The 20,037-nt window shown below is 64.5% G+C and carries 19 protein-coding genes; 4 read left to right on the forward strand and 15 right to left on the reverse strand.

The features are described 5' to 3' along the window. Nucleotides 1–91 precede the first annotated feature (91 nt). The 4 genes from cydX to cydP are packed head-to-tail and all read right to left on the reverse strand — an operon-like array spanning nucleotide 92 to nucleotide 3,170. Entirely contained in the window at nucleotides 92–229 is a 138-nt protein-coding gene (gene cydX, locus ACR9ZJ_RS11240) for a cytochrome bd-I oxidase subunit CydX (RefSeq protein ID WP_481282451.1), read from the reverse strand. A gap of 12 nt (nucleotides 230–241) precedes the next feature. Beyond that, the gene (cydB, locus tag ACR9ZJ_RS11245) at nucleotides 242–1,372 is read right to left on the reverse strand and encodes a cytochrome d ubiquinol oxidase subunit II (protein WP_481282452.1); all 1,131 of its coding nucleotides are present in this window, start codon (nucleotides 1,370–1,372) and stop codon (nucleotides 242–244) included. A gap of 11 nt (nucleotides 1,373–1,383) precedes the next feature. Beyond that, the gene (locus ACR9ZJ_RS11250) at nucleotides 1,384–2,952 is read right to left on the reverse strand and encodes a cytochrome ubiquinol oxidase subunit I (RefSeq protein ID WP_481287810.1); all 1,569 of its coding nucleotides are present in this window, start codon (nucleotides 2,950–2,952) and stop codon (nucleotides 1,384–1,386) included. Further along, nucleotides 2,952–3,170, reverse strand: coding sequence for a cytochrome oxidase putative small subunit CydP (cydP, locus tag ACR9ZJ_RS11255; protein ID WP_481282453.1), 219 nt, complete (start codon nucleotides 3,168–3,170; stop codon nucleotides 2,952–2,954). Before cydP ends, ACR9ZJ_RS11250 begins: the two co-directional genes overlap by 1 nt. A 138-nt stretch (nucleotides 3,171–3,308) precedes the next feature. Between cydP and ACR9ZJ_RS11260 the strand changes: the two genes are divergently transcribed. Beyond that, nucleotides 3,309–4,379: an acyltransferase family protein gene (locus ACR9ZJ_RS11260; RefSeq protein ID WP_481282454.1), complete on the forward strand. Its 1,071-nt coding sequence runs from the start codon at nucleotides 3,309–3,311 to the stop codon at nucleotides 4,377–4,379. Here ACR9ZJ_RS11260 and pepQ read toward each other — a convergent pair. The 8 genes from pepQ to rph form a co-directional block, all read right to left on the reverse strand. Beyond that, entirely contained in the window at nucleotides 4,364–5,695 is a 1,332-nt protein-coding gene (gene pepQ / locus ACR9ZJ_RS11265) for a Xaa-Pro dipeptidase (protein WP_481287799.1), read from the reverse strand. The two genes, ACR9ZJ_RS11260 and pepQ, sit on opposite strands and share 16 nt — an antisense overlap. Before the next feature lie 75 nt (nucleotides 5,696–5,770). After that, on the reverse strand, nucleotides 5,771–6,385 hold the full coding sequence (locus tag ACR9ZJ_RS11270; RefSeq protein ID WP_481287800.1) for a hypothetical protein: 615 nt from the start codon (nucleotides 6,383–6,385) through the stop codon (nucleotides 5,771–5,773). A gap of 57 nt (nucleotides 6,386–6,442) precedes the next feature. After that, nucleotides 6,443–6,790 (reverse strand): PilZ domain-containing protein, encoded by a 348-nt coding sequence (locus ACR9ZJ_RS11275; protein WP_481282457.1) that lies wholly within the window; start codon nucleotides 6,788–6,790, stop codon nucleotides 6,443–6,445. Continuing rightward, on the reverse strand, nucleotides 6,787–8,994 hold the full coding sequence (locus ACR9ZJ_RS11280) for a DUF1631 family protein (protein WP_481287801.1): 2,208 nt from the start codon (nucleotides 8,992–8,994) through the stop codon (nucleotides 6,787–6,789). The genes ACR9ZJ_RS11275 and ACR9ZJ_RS11280 overlap by 4 nt, the downstream gene beginning before the upstream one ends. A 113-nt stretch (nucleotides 8,995–9,107) precedes the next feature. Then, the gene (hemW, locus tag ACR9ZJ_RS11285; protein WP_481287802.1) at nucleotides 9,108–10,265 is read right to left on the reverse strand and encodes a radical SAM family heme chaperone HemW; all 1,158 of its coding nucleotides are present in this window, start codon (nucleotides 10,263–10,265) and stop codon (nucleotides 9,108–9,110) included. After that, the gene (rdgB, locus tag ACR9ZJ_RS11290; RefSeq protein WP_426285728.1) at nucleotides 10,262–10,855 is read right to left on the reverse strand and encodes an RdgB/HAM1 family non-canonical purine NTP pyrophosphatase; all 594 of its coding nucleotides are present in this window, start codon (nucleotides 10,853–10,855) and stop codon (nucleotides 10,262–10,264) included. Before rdgB ends, hemW begins: the two co-directional genes overlap by 4 nt. Before the next feature lie 4 nt (nucleotides 10,856–10,859). Then, complete coding sequence (locus ACR9ZJ_RS11295) at nucleotides 10,860–11,369, reverse strand: GNAT family N-acetyltransferase (protein ID WP_481282461.1); 510 nt, start codon at nucleotides 11,367–11,369, stop codon at nucleotides 10,860–10,862. Next, the gene (gene rph, locus ACR9ZJ_RS11300) at nucleotides 11,366–12,097 is read right to left on the reverse strand and encodes a ribonuclease PH (RefSeq protein ID WP_481282462.1); all 732 of its coding nucleotides are present in this window, start codon (nucleotides 12,095–12,097) and stop codon (nucleotides 11,366–11,368) included. Before rph ends, ACR9ZJ_RS11295 begins: the two co-directional genes overlap by 4 nt. Nucleotides 12,098–12,176: 79 nt before the next feature. Here rph and ACR9ZJ_RS11305 point away from each other — a divergent pair, with 79 nt between their 5' ends. Continuing rightward, complete coding sequence (locus tag ACR9ZJ_RS11305; protein WP_481282463.1) at nucleotides 12,177–13,040, forward strand: YicC/YloC family endoribonuclease; 864 nt, start codon at nucleotides 12,177–12,179, stop codon at nucleotides 13,038–13,040. 520 nt (nucleotides 13,041–13,560) lie between these two features. Here ACR9ZJ_RS11305 and ACR9ZJ_RS11310 read toward each other — a convergent pair. Together ACR9ZJ_RS11310 and ACR9ZJ_RS11315 are read right to left on the reverse strand one after the other, a co-directional pair. Next, nucleotides 13,561–16,440, reverse strand: a complete 2,880-nt coding sequence (locus ACR9ZJ_RS11310) for a TrlF family AAA-like ATPase (protein WP_481287803.1) — start codon at nucleotides 16,438–16,440, stop codon at nucleotides 13,561–13,563. A 347-nt stretch (nucleotides 16,441–16,787) separates the two neighbouring features. Continuing rightward, a complete protein-coding gene (locus ACR9ZJ_RS11315) occupies nucleotides 16,788–18,128 on the reverse strand; it encodes a hypothetical protein (protein ID WP_481287804.1) in 1,341 nt (446 codons plus the stop codon). A 92-nt stretch (nucleotides 18,129–18,220) separates the two neighbouring features. Here ACR9ZJ_RS11315 and ACR9ZJ_RS11320 point away from each other — a divergent pair, with 92 nt between their 5' ends. Together ACR9ZJ_RS11320 and ACR9ZJ_RS11325 are read left to right on the forward strand one after the other, a co-directional pair. After that, nucleotides 18,221–18,364: a hypothetical protein gene (locus ACR9ZJ_RS11320; protein WP_481287805.1), complete on the forward strand. Its 144-nt coding sequence runs from the start codon at nucleotides 18,221–18,223 to the stop codon at nucleotides 18,362–18,364. Between the two features lie 259 nt (nucleotides 18,365–18,623). Further along, the gene (locus tag ACR9ZJ_RS11325; protein ID WP_481287806.1) at nucleotides 18,624–19,544 is read left to right on the forward strand and encodes a M14 family metallopeptidase; all 921 of its coding nucleotides are present in this window, start codon (nucleotides 18,624–18,626) and stop codon (nucleotides 19,542–19,544) included. A 2-nt stretch (nucleotides 19,545–19,546) separates the two neighbouring features. Here the strand turns inward: ACR9ZJ_RS11325 and ACR9ZJ_RS11330 are convergent, their stop codons facing one another. Continuing rightward, nucleotides 19,547–19,993, reverse strand: coding sequence for a nuclear transport factor 2 family protein (locus ACR9ZJ_RS11330; RefSeq protein ID WP_481282466.1), 447 nt, complete (start codon nucleotides 19,991–19,993; stop codon nucleotides 19,547–19,549). Nucleotides 19,994–20,037 lie beyond the last annotated feature (44 nt).

Consider the following 20,037-nt stretch of genomic DNA (forward strand, 5'->3'; position numbering starts at 1 on the left):
GGTCGGCTCCCACCGGGCCAGGCAGGGTCTCTCTCATCAGGAAGAAAAGGCGGCTCCTGGTGGGAGCCGACCCTGTCGGCGATGCCCTGCCTCAAGTCCCCTCGCGCTTCGACATCGGCTCACGCGCACGGCTCGCCTCGTCGTCCGAGTGCACCTCGAACCACACCGCGTTGAGGATGCCGAAGGTGCAGGCCAACCCCAGGCCGAGAATCCAGGCGAAATACCACATGGCGTTGCTCCTTCAGTACAGGTCGTGCGACTTGCGCACGTGTTCGAGGGTGACGCGGCCGCGCATCACGCGATAGACCCAGCCCGTGTAGAGCAGGATGATCGGAATGAACACCACGGTGACGCCGAGCATGATCAGCAACGTGCCGCGACTGGACGAGGCATCCCACACGGTAAGGCTCGACGCGGGGTCCAGCGACGACGGCATCAGGAAAGGGAACAGCGCGAGCCCCGCCGAAAGGATCGTGCCGGCAACGGCGAGGCAGCTGGAGAAGAAGCCGCCGAAGCCGCGTCGGCCCACGTACAGCTGCACGCCGAGCGCACCGGCGAAGGCGAGTACCGGCGCGGCCCAGAACGCGGGATGGGTCATGTACCCGGTGAACCACGACGCGCCTACCGCCACCTGCTTCGCCAGCGGATTGGACAGCCCGCCCGCCACCACCGGTCCGGAGATCGCGTACCCGGGAATGCCGTAGGCGAGCCACACGCCGGCCAGCACGAAGAGGACGAGATAAACGAGCGAGGCGATGCGCGCGATCTTCGCCGCACGTTCCGCGATGACGTGGTCGGCCTTCATCGCCGCCCAGCTCGCACCGTGCGCCAGCAGCATGCTGAGGCTGACCAGCCCGGAAAGCAGCGCGAACGGACGGAAGAGGCCGAAGAACCCGCCTTCCCACGACATGCGCAGGTCGCCGTCGTAGCGGAAGGGCAGCCCCAGGAAGAGGTTGCCGAAGGCCACGCCGCACACCAGCATCACGATGACGCCGGAGGCGATCAGGCTGTAGTCCCATACGGCCTTCCAGCGTGGATCGGGCATCTTCTCGCGGAAGTTGAAGCCGACCGGCCGGATGATGAAGGCCACGAGCAGCACGAACATGGCGACATACAGGCCGGAGAACGATGCCGCGTACAGCAGCGGCCACGCGGCGAATACCGCGCCACCACCCAGGATGAACCATACCTGGTTGCCTTCCCAGGTGGGCTCGATGGTTTCCAGTAGCACGGTGCGCTCGTGCTCGTCCTTGCCGAGCACGCGCAACAGTGCCGCCACGCCGAAGTCGAAGCCGTCCATGATCGCGAAACCGATCAGGAGGACGCCGATGAGCGCCCACCAGATGATACGCAGGGTGTCGTAGTCGAACATGAGGTTCTCCTTCAGGCCGTCTGCGCGGTAACGGGGAGGGTGTCCGCTTGCTTCGGCCACATGCCGAGACCATCGGGGCCCTTGCGGGCGAACTTCACCATCAGGTAGCCATCGATGACTGCGAGGGCGGTATAGAAGAGCACGAAGCCGCCGAGCGAGATCCAGACCTGCCCCGCGGTGAGTGACGAAGCCCCCAGTGCCGTCGGCAGCACGCCTTCGATCGCCCACGGCTGGCGGCCATATTCCGCGACGATCCAGCCCAGCTCCGCGGCGACCCATGGCAGCGGAAGGCTCCACAACGCGGCGCGGAGGAAGCCACGTCCGTCGAGGCGGCGCTTGCTGGCACGCCAGAACGCATAGGCGAACAACGCGATGAAGTAGAGCCCGCAGGCCACCATGATGCGGAACGACCAGAACAGCACGGGGACGTTCGGGATCGTGCTGTCGGCGGCCTTCTGGATATCGGCCGGGGTGGCCTTTCGCGGATCGTCGATGAAGCGCTTGAGCAGCAGGGCGTAACCCATGTCCTTGTCATGCGCGGCGAGGATCGCCCGGGCCTGCGCATCGTCCTTGTTCTCGCGCAGGACGAGCATCGCATCGTACGCCTTGATGCCGTCGGCGATGCGCAGCTTCGCATCGTCCACCAGGCTTGCGATGCCGATGATCGGTTCGTCCAGGGACCGCGTACCCATCAGGCCCATCACCCAGGGAATACGGATGGCCGCATGCGTTTCGTGGGTCTTGACGTCGGGCAGGCCGAACAGCGTGAAGGAGGCCGGCGCGGGCTCCGTCTCCCACATGGCCTCGATGGCCGCCATCTTCATCTTCTGGTTTTCGGACACGGTGTATCCGGACTCGTCGCCGAGCACCACCACCGACAAGGATGCGGCGAGGCCGAAGCTCGCGGCGACCGTCATCGAGCGCTTGGCGAACTCGATGTTGCGCCCGCGCAACAGGTACCAGGCGCTGATCGAGAGCACGAACATCGCGCCCATCGTGTAGCCGGCGCTCACGGTATGGACGAACTTGGACTGCGCCACGGGGTTGAAGATCACTTCACTGAACGAGGTGACTTCCATGCGCATCGTCTGCGCGTTGAACGCCGCGCCGACGGGGTTTTGCATCCAGGCGTTGGCGATGAGGATCCACAACGCCGAGAGGCTGGTGGCGAGCGCGAGGAACCAGGTCACCAGCATGTGCTTGACGGGCGAGATGCGATCCCAGCCGAAGAAGAACAGGCCGACCAGGGTGCCTTCGAGGAAGAAGGCCATCATGCCTTCGATCGCCAGCGGCGCGCCGAAGATGTCGCCCACGTAGTGCGAGTAGTACGCCCAGTTGGTGCCGAACTGGAATTCCATGGTGACGCCCGTGGCGACGCCCATGGCGAAATTGATGCCGAACAGCACGCCCCAGAACTGGGTCATGCGCTTCCATATCTCGCGCCGCGTCATCACGTACACGCTTTCCATGATGGCGAGCATGAAGGCGAGGCCCAGCGTGAGGGGAACGAAGAGGAAGTGGTAGAGCGCCGTCAATGCGAATTGCAGGCGTGACAGGCCGACGACATCGGGGTCGACGATCATGGCTTGATTCCCTGGGTGGAGGCGGAAGCGGGCGCGAGCACCCGGCCGATACCGGCGGGCGAGACGTCCGCGCGGGGCAAGGGCCGGATGGCCACGTACCAGATGAGCATGAGCACGGCGAGCTTGGCGACGACGATCACGGAAAGCTCGAAGACGAGCTTTCGCAGTGGCTTGTCACGCCATCGGCGGCGCCTGGGTGGACTGTCGACAACCATCGGTGCGACTCCCTCGTTCCTGCGAACATCTGCACGGCATCGTAAGCCGGGCATGCCCCGCGCGGCCGGTGGCCGATTGTCGCAACCGGCTGACCGCGTATCCTTCCACTTCCCCCTTTTGCCGCAGCATATCCCTCCATGGCCGAGAGTAAAGTGCGTTACGCCTCAGTGGACGTGCTGCGCGGAATGACCGTGGCGGCCATGCTGCTGGTCAACGATCCCGGCGACTGGGGCCATGTCTGGTGGCCGCTGGAACATGCCGCATGGAACGGCTGTACGCCGACCGATCTTGTTTTTCCGCTGTTTCTTTTCATCGTGGGGACGTCGGTGTCGCTGGCCATCGTGCCCCGGATCGAGGCCGGTGCCGCGAAGGCGCTTATTCGGCAGGCGGCCATGCGCCGAGCGCTGCGCATCGTCGGGCTGGGCTTGCTGCTGAACCTCGTGGCCTGGCTTGCGATCCCCGAGGCACACCTTCGCCTTCCGGGCGTGCTGCAGCGGATCGGGATCTGCTTCGCGGCGGCGGCCCTGCTCGCGGTGCACACGCGGCCACGCACGCGCGATGTCCTGTTCGTCGCTCTTCTTGCCGTTTATGGGGTGGTGCTGCTGGCCGGCGGCATGGCGCCGTGGACGAACCTCGCCAGCCGGCTGGACTCGACGGTGTTCGGGGCATTCGTCTATGCGACGGATCCGGCCACCGGCCGTGGGCACGACCCGGAAGGACTCCTGGCGACGCTGCCGTCCGTGGCGACGACCTTGCTCGGCATGCGTGCGGGTGCCTGGTTACGCGCGGGCGATACAAGGAAGCTGGCAGCGGCGGCGGTCGCGTGCCTTGTCCTGGGATGGCTGGCGCAGGGGCTGTGGCCGTTCAACAAGAACCTGTGGACGCCAAGCTACGTTCTGTGGACGGGTGGTTGGTCGTTCGCGTTGCTGGCGGTCGTCCACGAACTGGTCGATCGCCGCGGCTGGCGCCTGCCCGGCCGTGCCTTCGGCCTCAACGCGATCGCCGCGTATGCCGGCTCGGGCCTGATGGTGTACCTGCTGATCGCGTTGGGCATGGCGGCCCCGTTGTACCGCCATGCCTTCGCGTCGTGGATGACGCCCTTGTTCGGGCCGTATGTGCCGTCGGCCGCCTGGGGTGTCGTCTTCGTCACCGTGTGGTGGCTGGTGGTGCGCTGGATGGATCGGCGTGGGATCTACCTGAAGGTCTGAAGCACGAACGCGTCCCTGGTCAGGTTCTCCGGCGCATCCGCCGTGCAGACCACGTCGTCTTCGATCCGGATGCCGCCGTACTTGCGGAACGCCTCCACCTTCACCCAGTCGATATCCGCCGCGAACGGCTTGTTCTTGAGTTCGGCCAGCAGCATGTCGATGAAGTAGAGGCCGGGCTCGATCGTCACCACCATGCCGGGCTCGAGTTTCCGGGTGAGGCGCAGGTACGGATGCCCCTCCGGCTTGGCGATCGTTCCGCCGGTCTCGGATGCCTGGAATCCCGCCACGTCGTGCACTTGCAAGCCGATGCCATGGCCGAGGCCGTGGGGGAAGAACGCGGCCGAGACTCCCGATTCGACGGCGCTTTCCGCGCTCATGCGGATGAAGCCGTGCTCGCGCAGCACGCCGGCCAGCACGTGATGGGCGTGCACATGCAGCTCCGGATAGCTCTGGCCCGCACGCACCTTGGCCACGAACGATTGCTCGGCGGCGTCGACCGAATCGATCAGGGCCTGGAATTCGCTCGCGTGCGCGCCCGCGTACGTGCGCGTGATGTCGCTGGCGTAACCCGCGGCGCTGGCGCCTGCGTCGATCAGGAAGGAGCGGCTTTCGGCCGGCGCCTTGCGGTCGAAGTTCGTGTAATGCAGCACCGCGCCGTGCTCGTTGAGCCCGACGATGCTGGCGTAGGGCAGTTCGGCATCGATCTGGCCCACGGCGGTGAGGTAGGCGAGGTGGATGCCCAGTTCGCTTTCGCCGTCACGGAAGGCTCGCTCGGCGGCGCGGTGACCGCGCGTGCCGCGCCGGCTGGCTTCGCGCATCAGCTCGAGTTCGTACGGCGTCTTGTACGCACGGTGGTAGTGCAGGTGGTCGATCACCGCGGCCGGGTTGTTCGCGCACACGTCCTGCAGGTTGCAGAACTGGTCGCCGATGATGGCGCAACGCGAGAGGGCGGCCGGAAGCTCGGCGATGGCGTCCGCGGGCTTGCGCACCACGACGATGTCGAAATGATCGACCCAGTAGCCGGAGGGTGCCTCGGGCACGACGTGCCAGTAATCGCGTGGCTGGAGGAACACGAGCTTCGGCTTCTCGCCGGGCGTGTAGACCAGCCAGCTTCCGGGGGCGTCGGTCAGCGGCAGCCAGTGCTTGAAATGGGGGTTGGTGACGAACGGGTAATCCTGGTCGTCCAGGAATTTGGTGATGGGGCGGCCGGCCGGTACCACCAGGTGGTCGAAACCGCCGCGCGCCAGCGCGGTATCGGTGCGCTCGCGCAAGGTGGCGAGGTGCTGCGGATAAAGCGCGGCCAGCGCATCGTTCATCGGGAGTCTCCGGGGGCGTGGGGCAAACCGCAATGGTGCGCCTCCGCCGGCCCATCGCCAACCCCGGAATGCCATTCAGGCCTTGGCGAACACCACGGTGTAGTCGCCGGCGATATCGCCCAGGCGCTGTCGCAACGCGGTGGCGGCATGTTCGTCGCCGTCGCGGGTGAGGCCCTTGAGGTGCGCGCCGTACAAGGTGATGGCGAAGTGGCCCACGGCGAAATCGTTGGCGGGCGACCGCCACAGGTGCAGGGGCGTCCATGTGGCGCAGGAAGGACAGGCCACATAGGCGGAATCGGGCGCGTCGCACCATACCGCGAGTGCTTCCTCCAGGGCTTCGCTACCCTCGTCGCCGGGGGCCAGTGTCTCCCGGCATTCGGGACAGCGGATGACGAAGCCGCCGTCGTAGCGGCAGAAGATCCCGTTCTCGCGGCCGCCGTCCACCATCCGCGCGCCGCCGTTGCCGTCCTCGCGCCAGCGGTGTCCGCTGGCATGCAGGCCGATGGCCCGGATCCCGGTGTCGGCCACGAGCCGCTCGTCGAGCACGCGGAACCGCGTTTCCTCGTCGCCGGTGGGCAGGGGTGAAATGGTGCCGTCCCCGACGAGGTGCAGGTACAGGCTGGTCGCGGCCGCCGCGGCGTCGTCTCGCTCGAGGTCGGTGTCGACCAGGATGGTGGTGGCATCGCTCATGAGAAGCGATGGTGGTCCTCCATGTGGGGCGTCGTAAAGCATGGGAGAGCCTTCCGTTCAGTCCGCGGGTGGTCCGATCCATTCGTCGATGGCGCGCACGTCGTCTTCACTCGCCGCGACGATACGGTATCCGGCCCAGTACTGTCCCGCAGACGCGGCCGGTTCGTGCCACTGCTCCTGGATGCCGATTTCGACCCTGTGTTCGCGATGTTGGGCATCGGGAAGGGTGAAGACCACCTGTTGCACCACGCCACTGCGCGGCGCATGGCCGACGAGCAGCATCAGGCCGGTGGCCGAGAGGTTGCCGAGCTGACCGACCACGCCTTCGCTCATGACGTCGATCACCGGCATCGGCGAGCTGGCCCGCTTGCGCGGCGCGCGGCGTTGTTCGAATCCGGATTTCATGCGCGGCCCGCCTGGCGTGTATCGCCTGCGCCTTCGCGGCGGAGGTTGCGTGCCACCGCCTGCCATGCGCGGTCGACGATGGACATCTTCTGTTCCTTCCATTCGCGCGCGTCACCCTTCGCGATCAGCCGGGCGAGGCGGGTGAGATCCATGTCCTCGCCGCGGCCACCGCGCTGGTTCACGAACAGGCAGCGGCCGGTGGTCGGGGAGAACCACGCGAGCTTGCGCAAGGCGATGCCGCCGTCGGCCTGGACGAACTCGAACCAGGTGCCGAAACGCAGGCTGGCGAGGCCGTCGTACACGGCGCGCGCGGCCGGATCGAGCGGGGTCGGCCGCACGGGGCCCGCGGGCTCGCCGTGCGCGGTGCCTTCGCCCAGGCGTGGACGCTGCTTGAGCCGCACGGCGACATCCGTGGGTGTCAGGCTATCGTCGCCATGCCGCGCGGGGCCATCGAACAGGCCGGCCGCGACCTGGGCGGCTTCAGAGGGATGCATGCCCAGGTGCTCCAGCCCGCGCTCCACGTCCTGGCGCAGCTTGCGCGCGTCGGGAATGGGCCGCCGGCCGAGCAACTGATCGGTGACGCCCAGGCAATAGAGGAAGGCCTCGCCGTTCTCGCCGCCTCGCAGGATATGCAGGGCGAGCACGTCGGCCCATGTGCGTTCGAGCAGGATGCGCAGTACGCCCCGCGGTGCGGCGCCGCGGACCATGCGTTCGGCCATGATGTCGGTGGCGCGCTGGCGTGCCCGTTCCAGCCGGTCGCGTCCTTCCATGGCTTCGATCTGGCGTCGCTCGGCGACATGCGCCTTGCGCGACAACAGGGCGATCTGTTGCTCGATGTCGGCCCGCCATGCGGGGTCGATCACCTGGGCGTGGCTGGCTTCCACGACCAGTCGTTCGAGGCGGTGGACCAGTGCCGCGTCCGGTTCGCCTTCGGCCGGGTCGAGCCAGTGGTGCGCCGCCTCGCTCACGGTATCGAGCAACTGGCGCGCGGGGTGCTCGGGCTGGTCGAAGAAACCGCGATCGTTCACCGCCGCGCGCAACATGGGCCACTGCAGGCCGCCGAGGACGGCGTGACCGGGGCTTGCCGCGCCGAGCTGCTGGCCCAGGCTCTGGAACAGGCGCGCGGTGAGTTCGACGGTGTCGCCTTGCTCGAGGGTGAGTTCGGCGGGTGGTGAACCGGCCGGACGCGCGCGGTTCAACTGATGGATCAATTCGTCGCGCAGCGCCTGCGCGCTGCGGATCTCGCGTTGCGCCGCGTCGGTGACGTCGACGACATGGCCCTGCAGGGCGAGCAGGGCGGTCTGCAACTCGTCGTCCGACGCCAGCCGGCCCGGTGCGAAACCCGCGCCGCGTCCGGTTTCCATGCGCCGGGCGAGCAGGCTGCGCAGGCCCTCCAGTACACCGATATGGCCTTCGACGAGCGTGGCGGCGCCCGCATCGGGCGGCGGGCCGCCGGTGCCTGGCTCGGTGGCGTTCGCACGGCGGTCGGTGGCGGGCGCCGGGGTGACACGCACGTTCGGGTAGACGCGGAAGCCCGGCAAGATGCCGCGCGTGCGGAAATGTTCGTTGAGTGCGCCGTAGAAGGCCTCGCCGTGGCCGAGCACGCGCGCATCCACCGCGTGGAACAGGAGCAGCCTGTGCGCGATCGACAAGGGCATCGGCATGACAGCGTCCTTCAGCGCGGCGATGAGCGCCCGTGGACCGGCGGGCAGGGCCTCGCCCTCCAATGGAGGCGTGCCGGCCAATACCGCGAGCCGGTAGCCGAGTTCGAACAGGCTGCTGGCGCTGCGCGCTTCGCCGCGCGCCGCCATGCTCGCCAGCGCGTCGGCCTGTTCCTGCTCCTCGGGATCGACCAGGCTGAGCGTCAGGTGTTCGCCCGCGGTGGAAGCCTTCTGTTCGCTCATGTCGCCGAGCCGGCGGAAGCGCTCGGACAGATGCGCGGCGAACCGGTTCCTGAAGCCCGGGCCATCGCGTTCGACGATAGTCCGGCTTTCGAAGCAGGCCTGTTGTTCGAGATGGTTGCGGCTGCTTTCCGCGGCGGCGAACAGGCGCTGGTCGAAATCGCGCAGCGAGTCGCGCAAGGGCATGTCCAGCCAGGTCAGGCACAGCGAAAGCCCCTGCTGCGCTTCGCGTTCCGCACGCGGCGACAGGGCGACGGGATGCGGTCCCGTCCGGCCGTACGGCGGTTGCGTACCTGCAGTCATTCGAGAGGTCCTCCCCGACCTTGCCTGCGAGTTTAGGAGTCCATCCCATGCAGGCGCCAGCGCATCGACGGCCCGCTTATGGCTTAGGGCGATTGGACTAGGCCGCGGGGCGGTCAGGCCATGAACGCTTCGATCACGTCGTTCAGAAAGCGCTGGCCCAGGGCGGTTGTCCTCAGTGTCGCGTCATCGTGGACCAGCCAGCCCTTCGCCACGCAGGTCGCCAGGGCGGGGGCTATGACGGCCTGCGACAGGCCGGTTCGCTCGGCGAAATCCGCCATCGGAACCCCGTCGATCAGCCGCAACGCGTTGAGCATGTATTCGAACGGCAGGTCGTCGAGGGCGACGAGGTTATCGCCGCCGATGCGGGCGGGCTGGCCGGCGCTGGCGAGGTAGGCCGCGGGCAGCCGGGTTTTCCAGCGACGGCGCACGCCGTTCGCGTCGCTGATCTTCCCGTGCGCGCCGGCGCCGATGCCCAGGTAATCGCCGAAACGCCAGTAGTTCAGGTTGTGCGCGCAGCGCCGCCCCGGCAGGGCATATGCCGACACCTCGTATTGCCCGTATCCCGCTTCACCGAGCCGGGCCTCGCAAGCTTCCTGGATCGCCCACGCGTCGTCGTCGTCGGGCAGTGGCGGCGGGTTGGCGGCGAACGCGGTGTTCGGTTCCAGGGTGAGCTGGTAGTGAGAGACATGCGTCGGCCCCAGCGCGACGGCGCGATCGACGTCGTCGATCGCACCGTCCAGGGTCTGTTCGGGCAGGGCGTACATCAAGTCGATGTTGATGTTGCCGATGCCGGCATCCTGCGCCTGGCGAACCGCGTCGGCCGCTTCGCCGGCCGAGTGGATACGGCCCAGGCGGCGCAGCTTGTCGTTGTCGAAGCTTTGCACGCCGAACGAGATGCGATTCACGCCGGCCGCGAGGTAACCGTCGAAGCGCCCGTGTTCCACGGTGCCCGGATTGGTTTCCAGGGTGACCTCCGCTTCGGACGCGAATGGCAGGCGTTCGCGTGCGCCATCGAGGAAACGGCCGACCAGTTCCGGAGCGAACAGGCTGGGCGTGCCGCCGCCGAAAAACACGGTGGCGATGCGGCGTCCGTCGAGGGCCGTGCCGAAATCGCGCAGGTCCGCGTCGAGGTCGGCCAGGAGGGCATCCACATAATCCGCATAGGCGGGCGTGCCGCGTACACCATGCGAGTTGAAGTCGCAGTACGGGCATTTGCGCACGCACCACGGCATGTGCACGTACAGCGAGAGCGGCGGTGGGATCAGGTTCATGCCAGTTCGGCGAAACGCGCCTTGAGCAACGCCAGGGCCTGGCCGCGGTGGCTCAGGCGGTTCTTCCGCGCCGGCTCCAGTTCCGCGGCCGAAACGTCGTGGCCATCGGGGAGGAACAGCGGGTCGTAGCCGAATCCACCTTCGCCGCGCGGCGCTTCAAGGATGCGCCCATGCCAACGACCCTCGGCGATCAACGGCGCGGGATCGTCCGCATGGCGCAGCAGCACGAGCACGGCGATGAAATAGGCGCTGCGCCGTTCCGGCGGCACGCCGCCGAGTTCGCGCAGGAGCTTCGCGTTGTTCGCGGCGCTGTCGCCATGGGTTCCCGCGTAGCGCGCGGCATAGAGCCCCGGCGCGCCATTCAACGCGTCGACGCAGATGCCGGAGTCGTCGGCCAGCGCGGGCAGGCCGGTGGCGCGGGCCGCGTGGCGTGCCTTGATGAGGGCATTCTCGACAAAGGTGAGGCCGGTCTCGTCGGCATCGTCGACCCCGAGCGACGTCTGCGCCACAAGTTCCACGTCGCTGCCGGCCAGCAACTGTTCCAGTTCGATCACCTTGCCGGCGTTGCCGGAAGCCAGGACGATGCGCATCGGGTCAGAGCCCTTCGGAGAATTCGGGAGCGTATTCGACGCGGCCGCGGTAACCGGCGAGTCCATCGACTGTCAGTGGCAGCACCTGGAAGGCATTGCCGCCTTCGAAGGCGTCGTGCAGGCCATGGCTGGACGCCTTGCTGAAACCGAACGCCGCGTAATAGACCGGCGAGCCGAGCACGAAGATGGCGCGCGCCTCGCGCACGAAGCAAGCGCCGATGCCTTCCTCGATGAGGGCGCGACCCACTCCCTGGCGCTGGTGTTCCGGCAGCACGGCCACCGGGGCGAGGCCGAGGGCCTTTCCGTCGTCGCCTTCCTCCACGGTCACCGGCGAGAACAGCACGTGGCCGAGGATGGCATCGCCTTCGTCCACCGCCACCAGGGAGATCGTGTCGCGGCCGGCCGCCACCAGGCGGCGGACCAGGCCGGCCTCGGCGTCGCGGCCGAAGGCGGCACGGTGCACGGCGAGGATCGTCTCCAGGTCGGTGGCGGTGGCGGCGCGGACCACGGTCACGGGGTGGCCTCGAGGGCGGCGCGCTGCGCGGCGACCAGTTCGTCGATGCCCTTGGCGGCGAGATCCATCAGCACGTTCATTTCCTCGCGGCGGAAGGCATGGCCCTCGGCCGTGCCTTGCACCTCGATGAAGCCACCGCCGTCGTTCATGACGACGTTCATGTCGGTGTCGCAGTTGGAATCCTCGGCATAGTCGAGGTCGAGTACCGGCACGCCGTTGTAGATGCCGACCGATACCGCGGCGATGGCGCCGAGGATGGGATTCCGCTTGATCGCGTTGCGCCGGGTCAGCGTCGCCACCGCGTCCACCAGGGCGACGTAGGCCCCGGTGATGGCCGCCGTGCGCGTGCCGCCGTCGGCCTGGATCACGTCGCAATCCAGCGTGATCACGCGCTCGCCGAGGGCGGCGCGATCCACGCAGGCGCGCAGGGAGCGCCCGATCAGGCGCTGGATCTCCATCGTGCGGCCACCCTGACCGCCCCGGGCGGCTTCACGCTGGGTGCGGTCGGTGGTGGCGCGGGGCAGCATGCCGTACTCGGCGGTGACCCAGCCCTCGCCCTTGCCGCGCAGCCACGGTGGCACGCGCTCCTCGACGGAGGCGGTGCAGAGCACCTTCGTGTCGCCGAAGGACACCAGCACGGAGCCCTCGGCGTGGCGGGTGTAGTGGCGTTCGATGCTGACGGCGCGCAACTGGTCGGCGGTGCGGCCGCTCGGACGGGAAAAGGTCATGTGAGGCCTGATTTGGGCACGGACGGTGGGTCAGTTTACCATTGCCCCCTTTCCTCCACGCGTGAGCGAAGGCAATCCGATGATCCGCAGCATGACCGCGTATGCCTCCGCCGAGGGCGCCGGCCCGTCCGGCACGCTGACCTGCGAACTGCGCACGGTCAACCACCGTTACCTCGAGATCAGCCCGCGCCTGCCCGAGGAGATGCGTGGTTTCGAGAGCGCCGTGCGCGAGCGGATCGCCGCGCGGCTGTCGCGCGGAAAGGTCGACGTCACCGTCCGCCTGCGTTCCGAACCGGGCTCGGGTGAAGGCCTGCGGATCAACGGCTCGGTGTTGTCGCGCCTGTCCGAGCTGGCGCTGGACCTGGAGCAGCGGTTCCCGCGCATGCATGTCGAGTTCACCGAGTTGCTTCGCTTCCCCGGCGTATTGCAGCAACCGGAAACCGATGCGGACGCGTTGCAGGGCGCGCTCCTCGACGTGCTCGACCGTGCGCTCGCCGTCCTCGGCGATACCCGCGGCCGCGAAGGCGCCAAGCTGGGCGACATGCTGCGCGAACGCCTGGACGCCGTCGACAGGATCGTCGGCGACGTGCGCGGGTGGATTCCGGAGATCCGCGCGGCCTTGCGCGCCCGCCTCGAAACCCGCCTCGCCGATATCCGCCAGCCGGTCGAACCGGGCCGCCTGGAGCAGGAACTGGTCTTGCAGATCACCCGCATCGACGTGGACGAAGAACTCGACCGCCTCGCCACGCACATCTCCGAAGCCCGCCGCGTGCTGGCCCTGAAGGAGCCGGTGGGACGCCGGCTCGATTTCCTCATGCAGGAATTCAACCGTGAGGCGAACACGCTGGGGTCGAAGTCGGTGGATTCGCGCACGACCAACGCCGCCGTGGAGCTCAAGGTGTTGATCGAGCAGATGCGCGAGCAGGTTCAGAATATCGAGTGATATCTGCAGTTACCCGAGGGCTTCCCGGCGGGATGCTTCGAAGTAAGGGTCCGCATATGCGGGCCTTTTTGCATCCAGGGGTACCCGATAGAATCCTAAGGCATGCGGCGTTTGGGTTCTTCCCATCGCGGTACCCTAAAGTACAAAACCGGCGCTGTTTGGGTACAAGCAAGGAGTGTAATGGCCAAGCTAGCTGAGGCCACAATTCGCAACTGGATCGGGTCGGGGAGGAGCGTTTCGAAGGCAGGGGTGACGGTGATGGGCTTTACCTCCGATATCGAAAGAACGACGGAGCCTCACGCTGGATCTTCCACTATCACGAATGCTAAGGAACGCAAAGAAGCTCTGCAACGCTGGGCTGATCTCTTGGGTTGCCTAGAATCAGGTGAAATCGAAGCAACTGGCCGTAGTGGACGTGCGGTAGCCGGCTAAACGATGACCGAAGCAGGGCGGCTGCCTCAGTCATCGTTCTGCAGATATTTTTTGATCGATGGCGAGTTACGAAGCACTCCCGAGCCAATCAGAAGTGATATTTCTCACTCCGTCGTCGGAATGCCTGTTCCGACCCCTCCATGATGTCCAAAACAGCCTCTGCAACGACCTTTCGGTCCAAGCCGCCTTGCGACAAGGCCTGTCCGCGTCCTTCGCGTGCCTCGATCGCGTAGATGAACTCAGCGTCAGCGTTAACAGGTAGGTTGGCATTGTGAGTGGCGACGATCAACTGCCTCTTCGCTTTTGCTGCGCGAAGATCCCGGACCAGCGTATGGTAGATGAAGCTGGAATCGAGCTCGTCCTCAGGCTGGTCAATGACGATGGGGCCCTCGCCTCTCGCTAGCATAAGGTTCAAGAGAACCGTGTTCCTCTGTCCTTCGGAGAGCGTTCCGCTCATGGAGCCTGCGAGGCTTCCATCCTCCCTAAGTAATTGGACGTCAACGCCATCGCTGACCCGGGAGAGGCGCACGTCCTCCCAAACGGGGCGCACGTTGTCGCTATCGAGATGTAGGAACAGCGGTTGATATAGATCCTCGAACCCCGCTCCCACTGGCGTAGGGAATAGCGTGGGATCGGCCCGAAGCGCCTCCATCGTTTCCCAGACAGAGGGCTCGGTGCGGCCGCACCACACCTGGAAGAGTGCGTTGCCGAGCTCATCCCACTTTCTAGCCAACTTGGCGCGCCCGTCTGGCGGGGCGAGCCGAGACCAAATGGTCTTGAAGGAAACTTCGTCGGCTAAGTACGCCGTGCGCACGCGCACGGTCTGAGACGCAACGGAAGCTTGTATATCGGCCGCGGTTTGGGTTCGGACGTCAAACTGCTTCTTCCATACACCGTGGAGCTCGGTAAGTACCGCGGGGAATTTGTCCGCCTCCTTCTTCACCTCGATGAGGCGCTTCTGGCGGTCGTCGAGCGTCCTGAGTTTCGCTTGTCGCTTCTCCTCAAGTTCTTGCATTCGCGCTATGTCGCTCTCGTCAATGCCGCGTTCCCTGCACGCATCACGAAAGCGGGTCTGGAGATTCTCGATAGCGTCCTCTGCGGGCTTTGCGGCATCGGGTCCGACGGCTACGTCCACTGCTCGCTGAAAACTTGCAACAGCCTGGCTGACGGCAGATGAGAGGTCCGCCCGGGCCTTGACAAGCTGATCGGACGCGGAGACAAACCATTCTGCGTTGGGCCACTGCTCAGAGGGTTTCGGCTCTGCCTCAGCGGGTTGGGCCAAGCTGCGCACCGCGGCATTGACGGCCTCAACGATTGGAGCTTGTGATTCGCGCATGCGCGTCAGGTATCGCCGTGCCTCAGATGCAAGCTGATTGAGATGCGCGTCATGCTGCACGGACTCCCTGGCTCTCAGTTGCCGCTCTAACTCCACGGCCTCCTGCTGCGCTTCATCAGCCTCTCTCTGTAGGCGCGTCGCGTCCCGGGTGCTCTGAAAGAGTGACCTTAATCGCCCCCGCAGCTCTTGCTCTTGAGCGTTCAGCTCTAGAAGGGGTGCACCCACAGCGACGTCAATAAGCGCCAGTACCTGTGTCTGCCCTCTTGCGCCGCTTGTCATGCGACTAAGCTCCCCCTGACTGAAAAACTGGATATGCAGTTGCCGAAGGACCGTCTTTAGGTCCGCGACATCACGTCCGTCGAGCCAGCGAGGAGGGCCGTCGGTCCGACCTGGGCGATATACGAGAGTGTCGCTCACGCCGCTACCTACCTCGAACGTTACGCGGATTTCTGCATCAGCGGTAAGCGACTCTTTAAGGAGTCTCCGCTTCCGCCCGATGGCCCTATCTTCATCATCGGTCTCCGCATCGGCGAACTCGTCGCCTACAGCGAAGCGGAGGTATTCAAGTAATGACGACTTACCACTTCCGCGGCCGCCAATGACGCAGTTCAGGCTTTCTGAAAAGCACACCTTTTGGTCACCAACGAACTTCGCACCCATCACTTCAATCATGGAGATACGGGGATGCGTGAGCTTGTCGCTGGGTCGTTCTCCTCCGAGCTGTATTCGGGACTGAGGGTCTAAGAACGCCTGCCTCAAAGCCTCAATGGACGGTTTGGACATCTTGAGCCAGCTATGCCGATAGCCCAACGAGTTAGCGGCGGGATTGCCCAGAGCATCGGTACGGAGCGATTTCGCATCTGAGGACATGACGCAGGCAGGGTGACTACCTGCGCGGCTCCAGGCCCGGTCTCTGCCCTCGACAATGTCGACGATCCGCCGGTTTGGCGGATTAGCAGTGACCTCAATAGCGAGAAGCTTCTGATTTTTGTAATCGGCTAAGTGGCGCGGGTCACTAAGTATCCCGTCGTTTTGGTCGGAATGCGCAGCAATCACAATACCGCCGTGCTGTTCCTGAACGATCTCGATCAACTCCTTGAGGCTGACGTTGGCTTGATTCCGACGCAGTGGCATCGGCCGTCCTTGTATAAATCGCTCGTTTTCATCAAGGCCTAGCTTGCACAGCAGCCGATTCACTCGCCAAACGTGGCTGGCCTTAGTAGCGGGCTCAAAAAGGCAAAGCACGTGATAGCCGATATCAACCTCGAAGCCGGGAAGAATTTGTAGAGGTTTTTTACCGAGGTCTCTTGCAACCGATTTATTCTGCTCAACAAGATGCGTGAGAAAACAGTCGCGGATATCTGTCTTCTGTGAAAAATTGTGGTCTGTAACGCCGATAAGCTCCAGGTTTAACGAGTGGCACCGACGTAGATATATACGTGCGACCTCCTGGATGCGGTTTTCGTCCGCCATTGCCGCGCCGATTACGCCGTCCGCGTCCGGAGCGGGGGCCCGCATTGGTCGTCTCGGCTCGGGTAGGCGAGTGTCGTTGTCACTCCAATGCGCCGCGTCCTCCGGAGTCTGGACCTGAAAGTCGCATTTGAACCAACGCATCCCTTCGAAGCTGCTCACGGCGATCCTCTCCTCTAAGTTCAAGACGTAGCGTGATAGACGGTGACCTACACGGAGATGTAGGTCGACCAGTTCCATGTGCATCTGTCCTCGGCGCTACAAATAGTAGCTCGTGCGAGGGAGGTACGGCTTGCCTGGCGGGCGTGGGCTCATCGAAGGGGGCAACGGCGGCACACGACGGAGACATGCCCGGCCCACCGGTTTGTCGGTTACGCCAAATTTTGAAGTAACTAGCCGATAATTTGACTGGGTCAAAGCTCTATGGCCGCTAAGTCATTGACTTTCTTGGTATGGGTTAAGTCAGATAGTGCCGGCTTCCCGAAGTGCGTACCCATCTGGTAGATGAGTCATGATGCTGATAATAGGGCCTGCGAATCTGGCTGATGGAACGTAATGTCAAAGATCCTTTCGCCGGTTGCCTTGACGCAACACGTCGCAGTCAGCAGGGTCGCTAGAGGGAAGGCCTGCTCAAAGTGAGCAAGATTTTGTTGTGCGGCTTTTAGCGCCATGGTGGAAGTAACCTTCGTTCCTGGCATGCGCAAATTAAGCACGAATTCGCGTGGGAGGTTGTCGTCGTGGTCAGCAAACTGCAATTTTGTTTCGAGCACAACTGTTGCTCCTACAGCATTAGCTTCATCGAAATAGCGTTTTTCGAGGGATGGCTCAAACATGGGGCTGGCGGCGGATGTTGCGCAACGCCTTGCAATGAAGATGGCAAGGTAGGCTAGGCCGCCCGCCTCTGCCTGTTCATGTGCTTTCCAAGAATCCCTGCGCTGGCTGTTGCCATGAAACAGGAGTCCACGTTTATCTACAAGGTGGTCTATTACTTCGTCTGTTGAGGGACCGGTCTTCAGCAGTTTTGCGGTTTCGCCCCCAAAGGGCGACACGTCCGCCGTAGCAAGCTCTTGGACGGCATAACCGATAATAGTTACAAGGTCTTTGCTTGTTTTGAAGGCTGCCTTAAGGAACTTCGATCTGAATTGCCCATTTCCATAGAGGGTTTCAATCAGAAGAAACGAATATCGGAACGAGTCTATGAAGCGCAGCTGGTCGAACGACTTAGTCGCCGAAACTATCAGTGCCGCTTCAGACTGCGGGCCGCCTTCCGTTTCCGCCGCAGCCAGCGCGCGCGCCAACATGTTGAAGGGCAGCTGCCAGCGCTGCTTATGCTTCCCTTTCTTCATGCTCTTAACAGTGATCCCGGCTTCTTCCTTTGGGTTCTCGCCGATGTAAAAAGCCTCCACCTGTGATGCTGCAAGTTCCACTGAGTAAAAGCACTGGATGAAGGCTAGAGCCGACTTCAGTCTGTTCAACACAAGAGGCAGAAGATGGTCGCGATCTTGGATCTCCGCCTTAGACGGACCCTCTGGTAGCAATCTGATGCTAGGAGCGAGTTCGGGCGATTGCCCCTTCAAGGTCACTTCTAGAAATGCGACCTTGCCGTCGATTTCGATTAGGCGGCACTCGCCGCCACTAAAAGAGACAATCCAGTGATCAGGGACCTCCGCCGGAGGTTCAAGCGGAATCCTGTAACGAATAAGCACAACCGCCGCCCCCCCCATGATGAATTGCGCCAATGGCTCGTGATAGCCAATCGACGGCCAGCCCAACACCGAAGACGGTAAGAGGCTGAGCGCTGACAGCGACTCGGTTACCCTGGAGCCGGAATGGCTGGCGAAAAATACCATGATTGTGGACAGCGAGAAGCAGGTTCGGCTGGATCGGTTACAACCTGAAGATCACGCAACATCGATTGCGGCAACGCTTGGACGCGGAACCCGTGCGGCTCGGCATCACGGCGCCGCAGAACGCGGTGCTGCTCGCCGTAGCAGGCAATCCGCGAATCTCGAATGCCGAGTTGGCTCGCGCTGCGTTTGTCATGCCGCAGATCATGCAGGGGATCCTCGTCAATTTCGAACACTAAGGCCTGATCGTGCGGAATCCGCACCCGGAGCATGGCCGGGTCATCATTCCGAGTGACGGCGGCCGGTCATAAGGTTGCCGCCGACGGCGCGAAAGCAGCCGACCCGATGGAGCGACAGATGCTTTCCACGCTTTAAGCCCAAGAGACCCGGCTGCTTTGCGAGTTGTTCAAACGTTGTGCCGCCGGCCCGGAAGACGAGATGTTCGACCGACGTTCAGTGATAAAGTAGCGGCCCTTTCGACAAAGGATTCCCTCCGCCATGAGCAGCCAGCCGTCGTATCCCATCGGTAACCACGGGCAGCCGTGGGGTGCCGTGGAAATCGCCGACTGGCGTTCGCGACAGGTGAAGCGGCGCAGCTATGCCACCGATGTCCTGCAAGCGCTGGCGCCCCTGCGCGAACGCTTCGACATCACGGAATACGGCGCGCTCGACTACGCAGGAGAGCACTACCCCCTGATGGCCGTCCGTAGCCGTGACTGGCGCGAGGATCTGCCGCTCATGCTCGTGACGGGTGGCGTGCACGGTTACGAGACCAGCGGCGTGCACGGCGCATTGCAGTTCCTGCGCGACCATGCTCAGGACTATGCAGGACGGGCGAACCTGCTGGTGGTGCCCTGCGTCAGTCCCTGGGCTTATGAGCGCATCCATCGCTGGAATCCGGATGCGATCGATCCCAACCGGAATTTCCGCGAGGGAAGCCCGTCGGGCGAGGCGGCGGCCCTGGTGAACTTTTTGGCACCCTTGCGCGGACGCGTCCTCATGCACATCGACCTGCACGAGACGACCGACTCCGACGAATCCGAATTCCGCCCCGCCCTCGCCGCACGTGATGGCAAGGACTTCGAGCCGGGCGAGATTCCCGATGGCTTCTACCTCGTGGACGATACGGAGAACCCCCAGCCCGCTTTCCAGCAGGCGGTGATCGAAGCGGTGGCCAAGGTCACCCATATCGCGCCCGCCGATGCGCGCGGCGAGATCATCGGCTCACCTCAGGTGGCACCGGGTGTCATCGAATATGCCTTGAAGGCATTGGGCTTGTGCGCGGGCATCACCGGCGCACGCTACACGACCACCACCGAGGTGTATCCGGACAGCCAGCGGGCCACGCCGCAGCAGTGCAACGACGCGCAGGTGGCGGCGGTGCGCGCGGCGATCGACTACGCGCTGGCACACGGCTGACATCACCGGGGCGTTTGCAACCGTGACGCGTGGCTGGCTACCAGCACCCAGCCACCCGGCTTGCGCACGTACGTATCCGTGAACTGGAAATCCAGGGCGTAAGGCTTGCCTTCGGCCTTGCCCTCCACACGGGTGATGCCGGTGGCGACGGCCGCCTCCCCATACAGGCGCACTTTCACGTCGCGGTTGCGGAACACGTCGTACTTCGTTCCGTTGCGTAGATCGGTGACCTCGTCGGCTCGCGTGGTGACCTTGCCGGTGGAACTGGTGAGCGTGAAGGTCGGGTCCAGGTGCCGCTCCAGCCAGTCGGCGTCCTCGCGTTCGAAGGCGGCGCAGATGTCGTGGTCGGCTTGCAGGATATTCCGCAGGTCGTCCTTCTCCTCAGACGCGGCGGGCATGCTGACGACGAGCAGGGCGGGCAACAACGACGAAAGCAGGGCGATGCGCATGGACGTCTCCAGGCAGTGTCGGGCAAACGTACCGCAAATCGGCC

The organism is Luteibacter sp. KNZ12-1A (genome assembly GCF_056755675.1).

Bases quoted from the DNA above. Each gene is read 5' to 3' on its own strand.
- cydX (WP_481282451.1), bottom strand. From the start codon at position 229: ATGTGGTATTTCGCCTGGATTCTCGGCCTGGGGTTGGCCTGCACCTTC.
- cydB (WP_481282452.1), bottom strand. From the start codon at position 1,372: ATGTTCGACTACGACACCCTGCGTATCATCTGGTGGGCGCTCATCGGC.
- cydP (WP_481282453.1), bottom strand. From the start codon at position 3,170: ATGGTTGTCGACAGTCCACCCAGGCGCCGCCGATGGCGTGACAAGCCA.
- ACR9ZJ_RS11260 (WP_481282454.1), top strand. From the start codon at position 3,309: ATGGCCGAGAGTAAAGTGCGTTACGCCTCAGTGGACGTGCTGCGCGGA.
- pepQ (WP_481287799.1), bottom strand. From the start codon at position 5,695: ATGAACGATGCGCTGGCCGCGCTTTATCCGCAGCACCTCGCCACCTTG.
- ACR9ZJ_RS11270 (WP_481287800.1), bottom strand. From the start codon at position 6,385: ATGAGCGATGCCACCACCATCCTGGTCGACACCGACCTCGAGCGAGAC.
- ACR9ZJ_RS11275 (WP_481282457.1), bottom strand. From the start codon at position 6,790: ATGAAATCCGGATTCGAACAACGCCGCGCGCCGCGCAAGCGGGCCAGC.
- ACR9ZJ_RS11280 (WP_481287801.1), bottom strand. From the start codon at position 8,994: ATGACTGCAGGTACGCAACCGCCGTACGGCCGGACGGGACCGCATCCC.
- hemW (WP_481287802.1), bottom strand. From the start codon at position 10,265: ATGAACCTGATCCCACCGCCGCTCTCGCTGTACGTGCACATGCCGTGG.
- rdgB (WP_426285728.1), bottom strand. From the start codon at position 10,855: ATGCGCATCGTCCTGGCTTCCGGCAACGCCGGCAAGGTGATCGAACTG.
- rph (WP_481282462.1), bottom strand. From the start codon at position 12,097: ATGACCTTTTCCCGTCCGAGCGGCCGCACCGCCGACCAGTTGCGCGCC.
- ACR9ZJ_RS11305 (WP_481282463.1), top strand. From the start codon at position 12,177: ATGATCCGCAGCATGACCGCGTATGCCTCCGCCGAGGGCGCCGGCCCG.
- ACR9ZJ_RS11315 (WP_481287804.1), bottom strand. From the start codon at position 18,128: ATGGTATTTTTCGCCAGCCATTCCGGCTCCAGGGTAACCGAGTCGCTG.
- ACR9ZJ_RS11325 (WP_481287806.1), top strand. From the start codon at position 18,624: ATGAGCAGCCAGCCGTCGTATCCCATCGGTAACCACGGGCAGCCGTGG.
- ACR9ZJ_RS11330 (WP_481282466.1), bottom strand. From the start codon at position 19,993: ATGCGCATCGCCCTGCTTTCGTCGTTGTTGCCCGCCCTGCTCGTCGTC.